A 16,216-nucleotide genomic window follows, 5' to 3' on the forward strand; every position below is an offset into this window, starting at 1 on the left:
TTCATGCGGCGGTAGCGATGCTACCTGTGGTTCTCTCGTAGTTGATGGGTGAGGTCTGGCCGAGCGCCGAGTGGCGGCGGTGGGTGTTGTAACGGGTGATCCAGCCGAACACCGCCAGGCGGGCGGCCTGCTGGTCGGGCCAGCCGCGTGCTCCTTGCAGCGTCTCGCGTTTGAGGGTGGCGTTGAAGGCTTCGGCGGCGGCGTTGTCGGCGCTGGACCCGACCGCGCCCCGTGAGCGCCTCACCCCGAGCCGGGCGCAGGTGGCGGCGAAGGCGGCGCTGCAGTACTGGGCGCCGTTGTCGCTGTGGAAGATCGCCCCGTCCAGGTGTCCACCGCGGGTGCGGGCCGCGGCTTGCAGGGCGTCGGTGACCAGTTCGGTGCGCATGTGGTCGGCGATCGACCAGCCCACCAGCCGCCTCGAGCACAAGTCGAGCACGGTCGCCAGATACAGGAACCGGCCGCCCGTGACGGGCAGATAGGTGATGTCGCCCACATACCTGTCACCGGTCCGCACGGCGGTGAAGTCGCGTCGCAGCAGGTCGGGCACCGGTGCCGGAGCAGCGGCGGGCACGGTGGTGCGGACCTTGGTGCGCAGGTGCAGCCCGACGATGTGGTGGGCGCGCATCAACCGTTCCACCCGCTTGTGATTGATCCGCACGCCCCGCTCGCGCAGCTCGGCGGTGACGCGGGGGGATCCATAGGTGCCGTCGGTGTCGGCGTGGATCTTGCGGATCTGCGCGACGAGCACGTCCTGGGCGGCGGCGCGCTCGGCCCGCGCCGCCCGGGTGGCGCGCCACCGGTAGTAGCTGGAGCGGGCCACCTCCAGCACCCGGCACAACCGCTTCACCCCGTAGGTGACCTGGTGGTCGTCAACGAACTGGAAGCGGTTCACCAGTTCGTCTCGCCCGCGAAATACTTGGCCGCCTTGCGCAGGATGTCACGCTCGGTCTCCAGCTCACGGATCTTCGCCCTGAGCTGCAGGTTTTCTTGTTCCAGCACGTCAGGTGAGCCTACGTCGCCCTCCGAGGCGCTCTGACCGGCCGTGACAGGCTGCGCCGGGGCGATGCCAGCACGCTGGGCATCGGTCACCCACTTGCGCAGCGTCGCCCGGTCGATCCCCAGATCAGCAGCGATCCGCTTATAGGTGTTGCCCGCATCCGACAAGAACAACGCCACCGCGTCGGCCTTGAACTCCTCCGGATAATCCCTCAACGCCATCAGTGACACCTCTTCCCCTGGACCATCATGATCCAGCCTCCAAGGTGTCCACATTCCAGGGGGAAGCCCCGTCGTCCAGATCCAGGTGTTGTTCCAGGCGTGCGGTGGTCAGGTAGTGGGTCATCAGCTCGGGGGTCTGCAGGAGTCCGGGGATGACCTTGGTCTGGTAGACGCGGTGCAGCCGAACGTTCCAGTACTTGTCGCGCAGCTTCTCCTGGCGGCCCTTGAGACCGACGCGGTTGCTCTCCGAGTGGGTCTGCCACATGTCGGCCGCGGCGCGCTGCTCGGCCAGCAGCTCGGCCGCAACGTGGTCGGGGACCTGGCAGATGCGGCACCACAGCCGGACGTGATCGGCGGTGATGGTGCGCTGCCCGTACTCGACCATGCTGACCTGCGCCGAGCTACTCCATCCGGCCAGCGCGGCGAACTGCACGCCGTTGAGGCGCGCCTGCCGGCGCATCTGGCGGAGCTTTTCCCCCAGGCGTCGGCGTGCGGCTTGGGCGCTGGAGGAAGGCGAAGGCGACGGCGGCATCGGTGCTGATCCTGGCCCATGGGAATCGGACGGTCAGAAGCGTTTCACTGACTTTCACGCCTTGACCCGGCGATCACTTCTCGTACGCCACCGCAAGTGTGAAAGGCAGTGAAATCTCTCGCTCCACAGATTAAAGGCGAGTCAGTGTCGAGGCCGTGAGCTTCACCAAGCCACTGCACGTGGCGGCCGGTAGGGGAGCGGAGGTGGTCTTGGGTGTGCGGGATCGCGGGGCTGGTCGGCCCGGACGCGGCGCTGCTGCGGCGATGCGTGGAACAGATGGGAGACCTCCAGCAGTACCGGGGGCCTGACGGGACCGGGGTGACGGCGGCGGCTGACGGCCGGGCCGTGCTGGCGATGAACACGCTGCGGATCGTCAATCCCGCCGCACCGCCCGGCCCCTACCAGGACGAGGCGAGCGGGCTGCTGCTGACGTTCAACGGAGAGATCTACAACTGGCGGCGGCTGGCCCTGAACTGGCGCATCCCGGTAAAGGACACCGACACCGACGCGCATCTGCTGCTCGGCGCCTGGGCCAGGTACGGACCATCCTGCCTGCCCGAACTGGAGGGGATGTTCGCCGCCGCCCTCTACGACCCGAGCAAGGGCCGGGCCGGCGCCTTGTACCTGCTTCGTGACCGGCTCGGCGAGAAGCCGTTGTACTGGCGGCTGGACGGGGGACGACTGGCCTTCGCCAGCGAGGTCACTACCCTGGCCCGCTACGGTGCCGCACCGGTGGTCCTGCGCCCGGAGATGCAGAGCATCGAGACCCCGACCGGGATCGACACCCCCTTTCAGGGCATCCAGCTTCTTGCCCCCGGAACGCTGCTGGAGTTCGACGTGGCCACCGGTTCGCTCGCCCACCGCCCCTGGTGGGATCTGGCCGAGGTCGCCCCCTTGGACGGCCACCTCACCTACGACCAAGCGGTGAACCACACCGCCGACCTGCTCACCGAGCACACCCCGCTGCGCGTCCCGAGCGGTGACTGGGCGCTGCTGCTGTCGGGCGGCCTGGACTCGGCGACCCTGGCCCACCTGATGCGGCCTCCGGTGTGCATCACCGTCCGCTACCCCGGCCAGGACCGGCTGGACGAGTCCACCCTGGCCCGCCAGACCGCCGACCGGATCGGCGCCGAACTGCTCGTCGTCGAGCCCACCCCCGAGGACCTGCAGCAGACCCTCCCGCAGATCGCCGCGGCGCTGGACTACCCGATGGGCAACGCCGCCGTCTTCTCCGAGTACATGGCCTACCAGGCCGCCGCCGCGCGAGGACTCCGCGTCGTCGCCGGCGGGCTGGGCCCCGACGAGCTGCTGATGGGATACGTACGGCACGCCCTGGCCTTGCATGGCCCCGAGGCGGTCCTGCAGGCCGGGCTGATGTCCTACCGGCCGCTCGCCGAGCGCCTCCTGGACACCTCGCCCCCATTGGGACTCCTGGAGTCCATCACCCGCCTGATCACACGAGGTCCCGACCCCGAACAGCGGGTCCGGGCGCTGGTGTCGACAGTACTGGCCCGAGCGCACGGTGATGCGCCCCGCGCGTTGACGCTGGTGGAGCTGGCGACCGCGTGGCGGCCGCTGGTGGAGACCAGCGACAAGCTGGCCTCGGCCCTGGCGCTGGAACGCCGCTCCCCGTACTTGGCGACCGCGCTGGTGGAGTTCGCCTACGCCCTCCCGGCCGACTTCAAGTCCCGCGGCCCCACACGCGGCAAGCGCGTCCTGCGCGACGCCGCGCTCCGGTTGGGCGTGCCGCCCTCAGTGTGCGGCAACCCCGACAAGCTCGGGTTCGCCTCTCCGGTCCCACAATGGTTGAACGGCTCACTGGCGACCTGGACCGATCAGCACCTCACCGCGGCCCGCTCCCAAGCGCCGACCGCCCTGCACCCGCTGCTGAACGCCGGGCTCATCCGCCGCAGCCGGTTCGACCGCACCCGGATGCAGGCCCTCATCACCGCCGCCTGGGTGCTGAACAACCCGGCGGTCGCCCCCGTCACGGAGGGGACGGCGGGGGCGACCGCCGCATGAACCCACCCGCGACATGCCGCCGGACCACCTCACAGAACGGCCAGCGGATACCTACGCTGAGGGGATGGCCCAGGACCCACACCACCCACAAGCCGAGCAGCCACCTCACGACCAGGTGGCGCGCGGGGCAGTCGCGATCATCACCAACGACCGAGGCGAACTGCTGCTCCACCTGCGCGACGACATCCGCGGCATCAGCTGGCCCGGCTACTGGAGCGTCCTGGGCGGCGGCACCGACCCCGGCGAGAACGCCGCCGAGACCATCCGCCGCGAACTGTGGGAAGAAGCCGGACTGGCCGCCGACGACCTGCAGGAGCTTTTCGAGGTCCACGACCGCGACGGCTCCGGCCAGCTCATCACGTTCTTCGCCGGAACCTGGAACGGCGACGAGACCACGCTGCCCCTCGCCGAAGGTGTCAAGCTCGCCTTCACCGCGCCCGAGACACTGGAAGGACTGAAGATCCCGCCCTACATCCGAACGGGCATCGAACGACACCTCAGCGGCGACCGATAAGACCGGTCAAGGAAGGTCGAAGCAGCCCGCCTTGACCTGGTCCAGGAACAACCGCCAAGTGCGGGCGGAAGGTCGGCGGCGGCTCGGGGATGTCGCCAAAGATCCAATTCGTCGGTCCAGGGGCCACCAGGCGATCTGGGAGCACTTGTGAGGCTCGGCGTTGTAGGGCTCGCCGTCCCAGCGTTGGGCGTGGAAGAACGGGCCCATGCGCGCGTTGCCCAGGTGGTTGCGGTAGTGGATCAGGTGGGCGTCCATGACCGTGGTGTAGGGGGCCTGCTCAGCCTGGGCAAGGGCGCTCATAGGTGGGTGAGGTTAGCGCGGCCTGCCAGCTTGGCCGGGTCTGATGTGCAGAAAGCCAGGCGGATCCGTTCGCGTGCTTCGACGTCCTGGCTGTTGAGTCAGGCGCGGTCGTGGGCTTGTGGGCCGGTTTGGGCTGGGGGACAGGCGTGATGGAGTTGGCTCTGTTCGGTCGGGGGTGGTTGAGCGGCCCCGGCGAAGTGTCTTGCCGGGGCCGCTCGTGTCGATCAGAGGTCCAGGTCTCCGGCCTTCACCTGGGCCAGCAGGCTGCCGAAGGTGGCGGGAGCGAACTCCAGGTGACCGCCGTCGGGGTTCTTGCTGTCCCGGATGCCGATCACCGTCGGCACCTGCGCAACCTCCACGCACTCTTGCTCAGCGTTGCTGCGACTGCTCTTGCGCCAGGTCGCGGCACCGAAGTCAGCGGTCATTGTCCGTTCATCTCCCTTGCCATCCGGTGGAACAGCGCCGTGCTGTCGTCCTGCGGCAGGGCGTCGTCCCACATCTCCGCGAACGCCTCGGCGTAGCGGTGGATCTCGTGAGGTTTGTCCAGATACAGGGCCCCGGTGAAGCCCTGCACGTACACCGTAGGGGGCTCGTGATCACGTCCGTCCCCGGTGGTCGGGAATCGCATGAGCGTGAACAGCGCGGTGTCGAATCCGCCGTGTGCGCCGAACGAGAAGGGCGCAACGCGGATTGACACGTTCGGCCGCTCGTTCATCTCGGTCAGCCGGACAAGCTGGTCCGCCATCACGTCCGGTCCACCCACCACACGGCGAATGACGGCTTCGTTCAGAACGACCCGCAGTTTCGGTGGCGAGGTCACGCGGGTGATCAGGTTCTGGCGTTGCGCTCGTAGTTGGACACGGCGGTCCGCCTCGTCGCCTTGGAGGTCGGGTCTGCTCTTGTTGAGCAGGGCGCGGTGATAGTCCGGTGTCTGGAGCAGGCCGGGGACCAGTTCGGGGGCGTACTGTTCCAGGCTCTCGGTGGCTTCCTCCAGACCGACGTAGAGATCAAAGCCGCCCGGAATGACGTCGCCGTAAGCGTGCCACCAGCCCTTTCCCTTGGTCTCCTTGGCAAGGCCCATCAGAGCCTCGCGCATCTCGTCGGGCGCGCCGTACGCGCGGCACATGGCCTCCACGTCGAGGGAACGCAGAGACGTGTTACCGGTCTCGATCCTCCACATCTTCGCCTCGGACCACTCCAGCGCGTCGGCGGCCGCCTTCACCGTCATGCGGGCGTCGGTACGCAGCTTCCGGAGATACCGGCCGAGTTGCCTTCGCGGGACGGTCGAACCGGTTGGGGCATCCGACATCCGCATCACCTCCACTTTACTCCGGGGGAAGCTTTCACTCGGAATGAAAGCATCTGGCCGCACGATTCGCAATGGGCTTGCGACCTGCGGAAATTCCGTTCGGAGAATCCATCTGAACGCTTGCAGCGAAGGTTCCATGGTGCTCTACTCGAAGGCACTGCGGAGGCGTTTCGGAACAATCCGTGATCAAAGGCCAAACCGCGCAAAACCCTTAGCCTCCCCTTCTTTCCCGTCGTGATGACCCCGCGCAGAAGGCAGAGAAAGATCATGAATTTCGACCTCCCACCATCGGGTGCGGCCCCTCGGGATAACGCCCCTACCGCCGAGGCCTCCCGCGCCGCCGAAGAGAAGCTGCTCAAAAAGATCAAGGCGGAGCTGGAGCACAAGGGCGAAAAGGCGGTGCTGCGTCGGACGCACACCGGACACCCGTTCCTGGTGGCCCTCGGAAGGGACAGCCGGTTCAACGAGGAGATCACCATTGCCCGCCAGGACGGCCGGGCGCGGGCCATGTGGAGCTGGGGCGAGGCGTTGCCCGCCGACATCGGCCAGGCCATCGCCGCCATCCGCCGGGTCATCAATCCGGAGGCGTGATGTTCGGGCGGCAGCGCACCGCCCGGCACGCGGCCCGGCCTGAGGAACGTCACCCTGCGCCTTCGCCGCCCGACGCCGAGCCCGCCAGCAAGGTCGCCACGGCGACGGTGGTTCCACAACGCGAGCGGGTCAGTTACCTGACCCATCTGGCGCAGCGGTTCGGGCCGGTGGTCGGCTACACGACCGGTTTCGGCGTCATCGACCAGGAGCCGGTGCTGAACGTGATTCCGGTGGACCGGCACGCCAGGGCACTGCGGGCGGTCACGGTCAGGTGCGCCTACCGCTCCGAGCGCGGGGAGTGGTGGTTCTTCTACCACCGGACGCGTCAGCCGATCGCCCCGGCGAACGAGCTGAACGCGGCGGCGAACAGGATCCGCACTGACATGGAGGGCGGCGCTTGATTGAGACACCCTGGCGCGGCGACGGCAGGGAGGCGGGGTCTGGAGCCGAGGAGGGGACGGCTCCAGACCCGCACGCGGACGCCGACCCTCTTACGACACTCGCCCACGCCATTGCTCTCGGTGACGTGCCATTCAGCACCCGACCACGAGGGAGCCAACGTCATGACCATTGTGCCCACGGGTTCCCAGGAGTCCGCCGTCCCGATTGCGGGGTACTTCGACGGCGCGTTGCCGAAGCGGCCGCGCGTGTCCCAGGTGGTCGGCCTGGTCATGGCAGGTTGATCCCTCGCGGCCAGGAGGTCCTTGCCTTCACCTTGCTTGGAACGAGGTCCTGCCGGGTCGGGTTGGTTGGGTCAATGCGATGGTGAGCAGCCTGAAGGTTGGTGCGTTCGCGCTGGATGGGGGGCGGGGCGGAGCGATTCAGTTTGTGGGCGTGGGGTGGTTGTTGCGCTGTTGAGGCCGCTTAGGCGGAGTAGTGCCGGGGTCAGGATGGACAGGGTGATCGCTAGGGCTGCGACCGCGAGCATGGCTCCGCGTAGTCCCACCGCGTCGGCCCACAAGCCGACGTAGACCGGGCCGACCACGAAGCCCAGGTAGGACACGGTTGTCACGATCGACGTCGCGCGGCCCCGGTGGTCCTCCTCGACGTTCCGCGAGACGATGCCGAGCAGCGTCGGGAACAGTACGGCGGTTCCGGCAGCGGCGGCCGCGAGTCCTAGTGCGGCGACGAGCAGTGTGGGTGCGGCGGCGATCAGGGTTGTGCCGGCGGCGGCGGTCAGTGCGCCGGTGAGCAGGACTTTGCGAGCGTGGGCGGGCTTGACGCCGCCGATCGAGAATCGTGCGATTGCTACCACGCCCGCGAACACGGCGGGGGCGACGGCGCTCAGTCCCGCGCCGGAACGGAGCACGTCGTGCGCGAAGACCGCGCTCCAGCTCTGGTGCGCGTTCTCGCTGGCGAACGCCAGTGCGCCCAGCGTTCCTATGAGCAGGAACGGGGCGATTCCTCGTCGGTTGGTCGGTGCCGTCGCTGGAAGGTGGTCGTGCTCTTGCTCGGTGATGTCGGTGGGCAGCGTCTTGTGCAGGAAGGCTCCCGCTGTCAGGGAGAGGGCTGCCACGGTCACGAACGGGACTGCGAGCGGTAGGGATGCGGCCGACGTCAGGCCGGTTGTGAGGCTCGCCAGGACCACCAGGCCGGAGAAGACGCCGTGGGCGCGGGTGATGACGGGGCGGCCGGACATCTTCTCGGCCCGCCCGGCGACCGCGTTCATGGCCACGTCCGCCGCCCCGCTGATCGCGCCGACGAGCGCCAGCCCGGCGCACAGGCTCGCCAGGTTCACTGCGGTTAATGCCAAGCCCGCGCCGGTGCTGCCGAGGGTGCCGATCACCACGGCTGCCACCACTGGGCCCCAACGGTCGAGGGCCCGGCCTGCCAGCAGCATCGCGGGCAAGGCCCCTGCTCCCACGAACAGCAGCGCGAAGCCGAGTTGTCCGTCGTCCACCCCGGCCTGCTGCTGCACATGGGGCACGGAAGCGCCCCACACGCCCCAGAAAGCGCCGAAGGCGGCGAACGCCACGAACGTCGAGACGGTCATGCGGTCCGGTCTGCGAGCCATATGTGTAACGATACACAAGCCCGCTAGGCTGGCCCCGTGGAACCGTCCGCAGACTCGAAGCGAGCCACCCTCGCGCAGGTGGCCGAGCTGGCCGGCGTGTCGGTCATGACCGCCTCCTACACCTACAACCAGCCGGACCGTGTGTCGGACCGGGCCCGCTCGAAAGTGCTCGACGCGGCGGCGCGGCTGGGCTACGCCGGGCCCGACCCGAGCGCCCGGTCGTTGCGCCGGGGCAGCACCCGCACGCTCGGCGTCGTCATGGGCGAGCATCTGAGCTACGCGTTCGAGGATCCCGAGGCGGTGTCCTTCCTGGCCGGGATCGCCGACGTCTGCGCCGAGCGCGGTTACGGCATGACGATCCTGCCCATCACGGGTGACGCCGACGACGTCCCGCGAATCACGGCCGCCGCCGTCGACGGGTTCATCGTCTGGACCACCTCCGACGACGATCCGGTCCTGGCCGCCGTCCAGGCGATGAAGCGTCCTGCGGTCGTGCACGGCGGGCCTGCGGTGCGCGGGATGGGGCTGGTGGGCATCGACAACCGGGCGGCGGCGCACGCGGTGGGGGCCGTGGCCTTCGCAGATGCCCGGCGTCCGGCGGTGGTGAGCTTTCCGCTCTCCCGGGAGCGGGTCAGCACGATCGTTGGCGGTGCGGGCCTCGCTGACGTCCTGTTTCCGGTGACGCGTGAGCGGTTGGCGGGCTACCGGCAGGCAGCCGAGGATGCCGGTATCGCGTGGCGCGATGTCGTCGTTGCGGTGTGCGCGCGCAATGACGCGGCCGAGGCCGAGCGGGTCGTGGCGACCATGCTCGCCTCGGCCGAGCCGCCTGATGCGATTGCCGCGATGAGCGACCAGCAGGCCGCCGGGGCCGTCAACGCGATCCGCGCCGCCGGTCTCGTCATTCCCGACGATGTGGCGGTGACCGGCTGGGACGACGCGGCGGTGGCGGCCGAACTCGGGCTGACGACGGTCGCGCAGTCGCTGCGGGAGCAGGGTGCGGCGTGCGCGCATGCCGCCCTCGGTGGGAACCCGGACTCCCAGACCGCGCCGTGGTCCGTCGTCCGCAGGACCAGCACACGTCGCTGACGAGAGCGCGTTGTCGTCCAAGATCATTTGTGTTTGGATGAGCCGCGCCACGCGCCGGGAGCCCACGGGCCACGGCGGCGGCCCCACTCCCCCCGCGAACGAAAGCGAGTGCAGCATGCGCCTGCGCAGCAGGGCCGCGGCCGCCGCCGTGGCCTTCTCCACCGTCCTGATCGCCAGCCCCGCCCTCACGGCCGCCCCGGCGAACGCCGTCGGGCCCTGCGGGTCCGGTTACAACCGGGTGGGCGTCTACGCCATCCCCGCCTCAGGGCCCCGGCTCGCGACCCTGGAGGTCTACTGGAACGCCACCGAGCGGAAGAACTGCGCCCTCACCTACAACAGCTACAACCCTGGCGTCTCCACCTACACGCGGGTCAGCATCAGCCGCTACCTGGCCGACTGGACCGGCTACAACCGCGGCTTCTTCTCGTACTACGCGGGCCCAGCCTACGTCTACGCCCCCAGCGGCTGCATCAACGTCAGGGGCGGCATCACCGGCCCCAACGGCTACGTGGAGCGCGTCCTCCAGCAGGTCCACTGCGGCTGACCTTCCGCCGCCATGCACGCGGACGCCCCGCGCACCCGGCCCGGCGGATTCCAGGGGTGGTCGCGGCACCGGTGGCCGACCCGATCATGAGTGGTCACAGGGCGGGTCCCAACGCGCTTGGAGATCGGCGCAGGCGATGAGAATCCTGGCATCGGTGAAGATCATTTCATGGGTGCACCCCTGAGGATGCGGAAGGATCTCGTCCAGACGCAGGCTGTTCCAGTCCGAGAAGCTGAACGGTTTCCCATCGTCGGTCTCGATTTCGACCTCGGTGACGCCCTGGTAGGAAAGGGTGAGACCTGCGCACTCATGGGCGTTGGCTCCCTCTAACCGCAGATCGAACGAGACCGGGACGGGGTCCGTCGGCGGAAGCCCTCGCAGGTTGAGGTCCTTCACGCAACGTGGCGGGCGCATGGTGAAGGCATTGACGAGGTCATAGTGCCCGGGGGCAGAGGCGAAATCCCAGGCTCCGGGTGGAAGGGCGGAACGGAGATTGGGGAGCTCGGCCAGGTAGGCCCTGGGGTCGTGGGCGAACTCCAGGTCGTCGCCCTCTCCCCGCCATTCCGCCACCACATATTTCACACTGAGCTCTTTCCGCGTGCTGTCTGAGCTTGGCCCCGCAACTGAGTACTGATCATCGCCTGGGTACCGTACCTTCCACTTCGGGTAGAACGTCGCTCTCAGCGGCGCACCCCCTTGGCGAGGCGCACACCTGGTTCCACCAACCAGGAGATCGCGACCGAGCTGTTCCTCAGCGCCAGCACCGTGGAGTACCACCTGCGGAAGGTCTACCGGAAACTGGACATCACCTCGCGCCGGCGACTGCGGTCGGTCCTGCCGCCCTGACGAACGGCGGCCTCGCCGGAATAGGGCATCATCCTCCAACGGGCGATGCGAACGCTGAGGAGGGGACCTGACTGCTGGAACGGCGGGCCGGGGGAGCGGGTGGGAGGTCGCGGTGCGGCTGCGGCCCGGTCGGCTCACCTTCGCCGGCCGCTTGGGATCGGCGCACGCCCACGCTCACGCCGCCGTCCAGGTGCTGGTGGTTTCGGCGGGGGAGGTGCTGCTCACCGACGCCCACGACGAGACGCGCGCAGTTCGTGCGGCGGTGATCGGAGCCGGTGCCCGGCACACCCTGCACGCGCCTGACGCCGAAGGCGTGATGGTCTATCTCGACCCGGCAGGCCGGGACGCCCGCGCGCTCGCCGCCAGCCTGGACCGATCGGACACGGTGGCGTCGTGGGTGACGGCCGCGCAGCCGGTCGAGGATCTGCTAGCCGGGCGCACACCCAGCGTCGCCGCCGGGGACCAGGCCGTCGAGACGCTGGCCGGACTGCCCGAGCCGCCGCGTCCGGCCAGCGCTGCGGTGGTCCGGGCGTTGGAGCTGCTGCCCGAGCTGACCGGCGGGCCGATCCGGCTGGACCAGGTCGCCGCCGCCGTCGGGTTGTCGCCCAGCCGCCTGCGGCACCTGTTCGTCCAGCAGGCCGGGCTGCCGTTCAGCGCCTGCGTGCGGTGGGCGCGCCTGCACGCCGCCATGGACGTGGTGCGCGCCGGTGGCTCGCTCACCGAAGCCGCGCACACCGCCGGGTTCTCCGACAGCGCGCATCTGACGCGTGTCTGCCACGCGATGCTCGGCCTGGCCCCCTCCACCGCACTGCGCCACCTGCACTGGCAGTAGCGGCAGGTCAGCCCTTTCGTCCAAGCCCGTTCGGGTGGTCGGCGGCGAGGCTGGTGCACATGATCCAGAACCTCGTCCGGTACGCCTACGTGCCGTTCATGCTGCTGGGCGTCAACGGCGCCGCCATGGCCCTCATCACCTCCGGCACCGCCGACGGCTGGGGCAAGGCGTGGCTGCTGGGCCTGCTGGCGACGGCGGTGGCCTGCTCGTTCGCCGCCGAACGTGTGCTGCCCTACCACGACCCGTGGAACACCCCCTTGGACGACGGCCGCCGCGACACCGCGCACGCCGTCGTCAACGAGACCCTCACCCTGGGCAGCGTGGCCGCGCTGCCGCTGCTGGCCGCCTTGATCCCCGGCGACGGCGTGTGGCCGACCGGCTGGCCGTTCGCCGTGCAGGTGCTGATCGCGATCCTGGTCGCCGACGCCGGGATCACCCTGGTGCACTACGCCAGCCACAAGATCGGCTGGTTGTGGCGGCTGCACGCCGTCCACCACAGCGTCAAGCGCTGCTACGGCTTCAACGGGCTGATGAAACACCCGGTGCACCAGAGCCTGGAGACCGCCGCGGGCGTCACCCCGCTGCTACTGGTGGGCCTGCCCCTGAACGTGGCCACGGCGCTGGCCCTGGCGGTGGCGGTGCAGCTGCTGCTCCAGCACTCCAACGTCGACTACCGCGTAGGCCCGCTCAAGTACGTGCTGGCGCTCAACGAAGGACACCGCTTCCACCACCTCAAATGGGCCGGGATCGGCGACGTCAACTTCGGCCTGTTCACCCTGGTCTGGGACCACGCCCTGCGCACCTACTCCTACGACCCCGCCCGCCGCTTCACCTCCGACGACCTGGGCATGGCCGCCAAACCGCAGTACCCCACCACCTACCTGGCCCAACTCACCGAACCCTTCCGCCGATGAACGGCGGACGAGGTCGTTCTGTGAGCGTCGTCTCTCAGCGCACGGCGGTGCCTGCGATCTGTGTTCGGACCGGGACGAAGCTGGAGCGGAACGGGAATTCGACGATCTCCACCGAGGCGAACCCGGCCGCGCGGATGGCGGCCGCGGTGTCCCGGTCGGTGTGGCAGCCCTCGAACGCCCACCGCCACGGCCGCCGGACCAGCCGTTGGACGCGCCGCACGGCGCCCTGCGGCGCGGCGACGTGCTCGATGAACACGAACCGGCCGCCGGGCCGCAGGATCCGGCGGATCTCCCGGAGCACCTGGGTTTGGTCGTGGACGGTGCACAACACCCAGGTGCACATCACCGTGTCCACGCTCGCGTCGTCCAGGTCGATCGCCTCGCCCGGGACCGGATGGACGGTCAGGTCGATGCCGTGGGCGGCGGCCGTGCGCTCCAACCGCCGGTGGAAGTACGGGTTGGGCTCGATGGCGTGCACGGTCGTCCGCGGCGGCAGGTAGCGGAGGTTCGGGCCGTTGCCGGCGCCGATCTCGGCGACGACGCCGCCGGTCCGCGGGAAGATCTTCTGCTTGTGGACGGCGAGCCGCTGGTCGGTGTAGGCGGCCGTGAGCGCGAAGAACGCCGAGTTCAGGCGGCCGCGTACGGGGTTCGGGGTCGGTGCGGGCAACGTGCTGGTGTCGGACATGTGCGGCTCCTCGACGTCGGTCGGATCGGGGCGGTTTCCGGTGCGCCTCAGGGCACGTGGAACCCCCGCTGATCCGCAGTCTCGACGGCGCGCGGCGTCCTGTCAGGCGGGGAAATACGCCAGGCTCTACCTGAATCCGCTACCTCAACGGTCGCGCCGGGCCCACCAGGCGGCGATCTGGGTGCGGGAGTTGACGTCGAGCCGTTGGCGGATTCGCTCGACGTGCCCCTCGGCGGAGCGTTCCTTGATGCCGAGGCGCCGGCCGATCTGGCGGTTGCTCAGCCCGTCCGCGACCAGGGCCGCGACCTGGAGCTGCCGGGGAGTGAGCATCTCGTCCGTGGACGGCGGGCTTGCGGGCTCGCCCAGGTACTCCAGGATGGCGCGGACCAGCGGGGCGGAGTCCCCGGCCCAGGCGAAGTGGCTGCGGCCGGGGAGCGTCATCAGTTGCGCGCCGGGAATCCGCGCGGCCAGGTCACGTCCGAGCCGGTACGGGATGGCCCGGTCGTCGCGGCGGTGCAGCACCAGCGTCGGCGTGACGACCCTGTCTAGCTCGTCCTCCACGCACGCTTCGTAGCACTGTTCCAGCAGTTCGCAGGCGAACTCCGCCGTGGCCGTGCCCCGTTGCGCCCGCGCGAAATGCGCCTTGGCGGCGGCGTCGGCGTCGGCCATGAAGATGTCGGCCAGCACGTCCGAGCCCAGCCCCCAGTGCGCGCGCACCATGCCGAGCACGGCCGCCCGGACCTCCGGGGAGGCGACCTGGCGGCCGTCGGCGTAGCCACCGTAGACGATCAGGCGTCCGACGCGCTCCGGACGCCGTACGGCGAAGGCCAGCGACGCCGCCGCGGCCGTCGAGATGCCCAGCAGGTCGAAACGCTCCTGCCGCAGATGGTCGGCGACGGTTTCCAGCACCTGCACATTGGTGTCGAGCGTCTGACGGCCGGGCCACGGATCCGACAACCCGCAGCCGGGCTTGTCGTACAGCACCACCGTCCGGCGCGTGGCCAGGGGGACGAAGAACGCGCGGGCGGCCGGGTCCTGCCACAACAGCTCCAGATGGCTGATCCAGGCAGGAGGAACGATCAGCGGCGGCCCGGTGCCGACCGTGCCGTACGCGATCCGCACCCCGCCCTCGGCGGCGCAGAAACGGATCTCCAAGCGCGGCTCGTGCCCGCCGTCCACCACTCAGGCCCCCACACCGTCCTCGGAACCGGCCGGGGCGAGCTTCCACGGCCGGTCCCACCAACGTCGCACATCACCATGCCCGGCCACCACATGTCGTGCTCCACGCTCATGGAGCCTCGCCATCGGGGGAAGCTGTCCGAACGTGTCCGACGAGGCCGGGGCTACTTCGCCGCGGCCCGGCGCTGGGCGGCGGCGAGCACCAGGGCGGCCGCGCAGGCCAGCAGCGATGCCGCGATCACCGCCGCCCAGCCGCGCCGGAAGCCGTCCAGCACGGCCTGCGGTCCGTGCGGGGTGCCGATCAGGCTGACGGTCAGCGCCACGCCCACCACCGCGCCGATCTGCCGGGCCATCGTGGTGATCGCCGAGCCGGTGGCGAAGCGCGTGGGCGGCAGCGCCGCGGCGGCGGACCCGACGAGGGTGGGCAGCGTCAGCCCCACGCCCAGGCCGGTGAGCAACAACCCGGGCAGCAGTTCGGCGGCGTAGCCGGGCTGGACGCCGATGGCGACGGCCCACCAGCCGATGCCCGCGGCGAACAGCAGCGTGCCGAGCGCGGCCAGCCGTCCGGGGCCGAGCCTGCGCACCAGTGCGGCGCTGCCCAGCGCGACCGGCGGCACCAGCAGCGGTCCGGGGGCGATGGCGAGGCCGGTGCGCAGCGCCGAGTACTCCCAGACCTGCTGGCACCACAGGACCGAGGTCAGCAACATGCCGGCGAAGGCGAGGGTGAACAGCAGGGCCGCGGTGTTGGCGGCGGCGAAGCTGGGCACCCGCAGCAGCGGCAGTTCGACGATGGGGGCGGGGTGACGCGCCGAGCGGCGCAGGAACCAGCCGGTCAGCACGGCGGCCGCGAGCAGGCCGCCCAGGACCTGGGGCGAGCCCCAGCCCCAGTCGTCGCCCTTGACCAGGGACAGGGCGAGGGCGGCGATGGCGACGGTGAGCAGCCCCGCGCCGAGCAGGTCCGGCAAGGGGCCGTCCTCCTTGCCGCGAACCTTGGGCAGCACGCGGGCCCCCACGACGATGGCCGCGATGCCGATCGGGACGTTGACGATGAACACCCAGCGCCAGTCGGCCTCGACCAGCAGCCCGCCGAGGACCGGTCCGAGCCCGGCGGCGATCCCGCCGATCGAGGCCCAGGCCCGGATGGCGCCGGGGCGCTCGGCCGGGGGAGTGGCGTTCAGCAGCAGCGCCAGCGAGGTCGGCATCAGCGCGGCCGCGCCCGCCGCCTGGAGCACCCGGGCGGCGTCGAGCCAGCCGACGACCGGGGCGAGCGCGCAGAGCGCGGAGGCGGCGGTGAAGACGGCCAGTCCGGCGAGGAACACCCGCCGGTGGCCGATGCGGTCCGCCAGCCGTCCGGCGGGGACCAGCAGCGCGGCGAAGACGATGGCGTAACCGTTCAGCACCCAGGACAGGGTGCTCAGGCTGCTGCCGTGGAAGTGCTGCTGCATCGCCGGGAGGGCGACGTTGACGATGAACAGGTCGAGGTTCGAGACGAAGACCGCGGTGGCGACCACCAGGAACGCGGCCCGGCGATGGGGCCGGTCCTGGCCGGTCGGCTCGGTCACTGGGTTTGATATTCCAACTCTCTCCATGGGGCGGAACGCTAGAGGTAGTGGGTTTGAAAACGCAACCC

19 protein-coding genes are annotated in these 16,216 nt (G+C 70.0%); 9 read left to right on the forward strand and 10 right to left on the reverse strand.

The annotated features are described in order from the left end of the window. Position 1: 1 nt before the first annotated feature. Together AH6_RS15940 and AH6_RS15950 are read right to left on the reverse strand one after the other, a co-directional pair. Positions 2-1,218, reverse strand: a protein-coding gene (locus AH6_RS15940) for an IS3 family transposase (protein WP_157431516.1) whose coding sequence is annotated in 2 segments (ribosomal slippage) — positions 2-909 and positions 909-1,218 — 1,218 coding nt in all. Because the reading frame shifts where the segments join, the coding sequence is not laid out codon by codon here. 25 nt (positions 1,219-1,243) lie between these two features. Next, on the reverse strand, positions 1,244-1,750 hold the full coding sequence (locus tag AH6_RS15950; protein WP_157431509.1) for a helix-turn-helix domain-containing protein: 507 nt from the start codon (positions 1,748-1,750) through the stop codon (positions 1,244-1,246). Between the two features lie 213 nt (positions 1,751-1,963). Here AH6_RS15950 and AH6_RS15955 point away from each other — a divergent pair, with 213 nt between their 5' ends. Next, positions 1,964-3,772 carry an asparagine synthetase B family protein gene (locus tag AH6_RS15955; protein ID WP_067480128.1) on the forward strand — a complete coding sequence of 603 codons (1,809 nt, stop codon included), beginning with the start codon at positions 1,964-1,966 and terminating at the stop codon, positions 3,770-3,772. Between the two features lie 64 nt (positions 3,773-3,836). Further along, positions 3,837-4,286, forward strand: coding sequence for an NUDIX domain-containing protein (locus tag AH6_RS15960; protein WP_067480130.1), 450 nt, complete (start codon positions 3,837-3,839; stop codon positions 4,284-4,286). A 6-nt stretch (positions 4,287-4,292) separates the two neighbouring features. Here AH6_RS15960 and AH6_RS45025 read toward each other — a convergent pair whose 3' ends face one another. The 3 genes from AH6_RS45025 to AH6_RS15975 all read right to left on the reverse strand — a co-directional run bounded on the left by AH6_RS45025 (position 4,293) and on the right by AH6_RS15975 (position 5,901). Beyond that, positions 4,293-4,586: an NUDIX hydrolase gene (locus AH6_RS45025; RefSeq protein WP_067480132.1), complete on the reverse strand. Its 294-nt coding sequence runs from the start codon at positions 4,584-4,586 to the stop codon at positions 4,293-4,295. 224 nt (positions 4,587-4,810) lie between these two features. Further along, positions 4,811-5,011: a DUF397 domain-containing protein gene (locus AH6_RS15970; RefSeq protein ID WP_067480134.1), complete on the reverse strand. Its 201-nt coding sequence runs from the start codon at positions 5,009-5,011 to the stop codon at positions 4,811-4,813. After that, the gene (locus tag AH6_RS15975; protein ID WP_245679323.1) at positions 5,008-5,901 is read right to left on the reverse strand and encodes a helix-turn-helix domain-containing protein; all 894 of its coding nucleotides are present in this window, start codon (positions 5,899-5,901) and stop codon (positions 5,008-5,010) included. The genes AH6_RS15970 and AH6_RS15975 overlap by 4 nt, the downstream gene beginning before the upstream one ends. A 261-nt stretch (positions 5,902-6,162) precedes the next feature. Between AH6_RS15975 and AH6_RS15980 the strand changes: the two genes are divergently transcribed. Further along, a complete protein-coding gene (locus tag AH6_RS15980; protein WP_067480136.1) occupies positions 6,163-6,486 on the forward strand; it encodes a hypothetical protein in 324 nt (107 codons plus the stop codon). Beyond that, complete coding sequence (locus AH6_RS15985; RefSeq protein ID WP_067480138.1) at positions 6,486-6,887, forward strand: hypothetical protein; 402 nt, start codon at positions 6,486-6,488, stop codon at positions 6,885-6,887. The genes AH6_RS15980 and AH6_RS15985 overlap by 1 nt, the downstream gene beginning before the upstream one ends. Positions 6,888-7,240: 353 nt before the next feature. Here AH6_RS15985 and AH6_RS15990 read toward each other — a convergent pair whose 3' ends face one another. Then, positions 7,241-8,479, reverse strand: a complete 1,239-nt coding sequence (locus tag AH6_RS15990) for an MFS transporter (protein ID WP_067480141.1) — start codon at positions 8,477-8,479, stop codon at positions 7,241-7,243. A gap of 99 nt (positions 8,480-8,578) precedes the next feature. Between AH6_RS15990 and AH6_RS15995 the strand changes: the two genes are divergently transcribed. Together AH6_RS15995 and AH6_RS16000 are read left to right on the forward strand one after the other, a co-directional pair. After that, entirely contained in the window at positions 8,579-9,586 is a 1,008-nt protein-coding gene (locus tag AH6_RS15995) for a LacI family DNA-binding transcriptional regulator (protein ID WP_218005839.1), read from the forward strand. A 115-nt stretch (positions 9,587-9,701) separates the two neighbouring features. Further along, the gene (locus AH6_RS16000; protein ID WP_067480145.1) at positions 9,702-10,130 is read left to right on the forward strand and encodes a hypothetical protein; all 429 of its coding nucleotides are present in this window, start codon (positions 9,702-9,704) and stop codon (positions 10,128-10,130) included. Between the two features lie 84 nt (positions 10,131-10,214). Here AH6_RS16000 and AH6_RS16005 read toward each other — a convergent pair whose 3' ends face one another. Further along, complete coding sequence (locus AH6_RS16005) at positions 10,215-10,712, reverse strand: hypothetical protein (protein ID WP_067480147.1); 498 nt, start codon at positions 10,710-10,712, stop codon at positions 10,215-10,217. 114 nt (positions 10,713-10,826) lie between these two features. On the opposite strand from AH6_RS16005, the gene AH6_RS42500 reads away from it, so the two are divergent. The 3 genes from AH6_RS42500 to AH6_RS16015 all read left to right on the forward strand — a co-directional run bounded on the left by AH6_RS42500 (position 10,827) and on the right by AH6_RS16015 (position 12,722). Further along, complete coding sequence (locus AH6_RS42500) at positions 10,827-10,976, forward strand: helix-turn-helix transcriptional regulator (RefSeq protein ID WP_245679324.1); 150 nt, start codon at positions 10,827-10,829, stop codon at positions 10,974-10,976. Between the two features lie 112 nt (positions 10,977-11,088). Further along, on the forward strand, positions 11,089-11,808 hold the full coding sequence (locus AH6_RS16010; protein ID WP_245679325.1) for a helix-turn-helix transcriptional regulator: 720 nt from the start codon (positions 11,089-11,091) through the stop codon (positions 11,806-11,808). A 59-nt stretch (positions 11,809-11,867) separates the two neighbouring features. Beyond that, positions 11,868-12,722, forward strand: coding sequence for a sterol desaturase family protein (locus tag AH6_RS16015; protein ID WP_174555098.1), 855 nt, complete (start codon positions 11,868-11,870; stop codon positions 12,720-12,722). Positions 12,723-12,756: 34 nt separating this feature from the next. Here the strand turns inward: AH6_RS16015 and AH6_RS16020 are convergent, their stop codons facing one another. From AH6_RS16020 to AH6_RS16030, 3 genes are all read right to left on the reverse strand, one after another. After that, on the reverse strand, positions 12,757-13,407 hold the full coding sequence (locus AH6_RS16020) for a class I SAM-dependent methyltransferase (protein ID WP_067480151.1): 651 nt from the start codon (positions 13,405-13,407) through the stop codon (positions 12,757-12,759). A gap of 144 nt (positions 13,408-13,551) precedes the next feature. Next, positions 13,552-14,562: an alpha/beta fold hydrolase gene (locus AH6_RS16025; protein ID WP_067480374.1), complete on the reverse strand. Its 1,011-nt coding sequence runs from the start codon at positions 14,560-14,562 to the stop codon at positions 13,552-13,554. A 188-nt stretch (positions 14,563-14,750) separates the two neighbouring features. Next, positions 14,751-16,148 carry an MFS transporter gene (locus tag AH6_RS16030; RefSeq protein WP_245679326.1) on the reverse strand — a complete coding sequence of 466 codons (1,398 nt, stop codon included), beginning with the start codon at positions 16,146-16,148 and terminating at the stop codon, positions 14,751-14,753. Positions 16,149-16,216: the final 68 nt, after the last annotated feature.

Origin of the sequence: Actinomadura hibisca NBRC 15177, from assembly GCF_001552635.1 — a bacterium.
GTDB classification, from domain to species: domain Bacteria; phylum Actinomycetota; class Actinomycetes; order Streptosporangiales; family Streptosporangiaceae; genus Spirillospora; species Spirillospora hibisca.

What these genes read in the sequence shown, in the direction of transcription:
- AH6_RS15950 (WP_157431509.1), bottom strand. Translation starts at nt 1,750, where the DNA reads ATGCCGCCGTCGCCTTCGCCTTCCTCCAGCGCCCAAGCCGCACGCCGA.
- AH6_RS15960 (WP_067480130.1), top strand. Translation starts at nt 3,837, where the DNA reads ATGGCCCAGGACCCACACCACCCACAAGCCGAGCAGCCACCTCACGAC.
- AH6_RS45025 (WP_067480132.1), bottom strand. Translation starts at nt 4,586, where the DNA reads ATGAGCGCCCTTGCCCAGGCTGAGCAGGCCCCCTACACCACGGTCATG.
- AH6_RS15970 (WP_067480134.1), bottom strand. Translation starts at nt 5,011, where the DNA reads ATGACCGCTGACTTCGGTGCCGCGACCTGGCGCAAGAGCAGTCGCAGC.
- AH6_RS15975 (WP_245679323.1), bottom strand. Translation starts at nt 5,901, where the DNA reads ATGCGGATGTCGGATGCCCCAACCGGTTCGACCGTCCCGCGAAGGCAA.
- AH6_RS15980 (WP_067480136.1), top strand. Translation starts at nt 6,163, where the DNA reads ATGAATTTCGACCTCCCACCATCGGGTGCGGCCCCTCGGGATAACGCC.
- AH6_RS15985 (WP_067480138.1), top strand. Translation starts at nt 6,486, where the DNA reads ATGTTCGGGCGGCAGCGCACCGCCCGGCACGCGGCCCGGCCTGAGGAA.
- AH6_RS15990 (WP_067480141.1), bottom strand. Translation starts at nt 8,479, where the DNA reads ATGACCGTCTCGACGTTCGTGGCGTTCGCCGCCTTCGGCGCTTTCTGG.
- AH6_RS16000 (WP_067480145.1), top strand. Translation starts at nt 9,702, where the DNA reads ATGCGCCTGCGCAGCAGGGCCGCGGCCGCCGCCGTGGCCTTCTCCACC.
- AH6_RS16015 (WP_174555098.1), top strand. Translation starts at nt 11,868, where the DNA reads ATGATCCAGAACCTCGTCCGGTACGCCTACGTGCCGTTCATGCTGCTG.
- AH6_RS16020 (WP_067480151.1), bottom strand. Translation starts at nt 13,407, where the DNA reads ATGTCCGACACCAGCACGTTGCCCGCACCGACCCCGAACCCCGTACGC.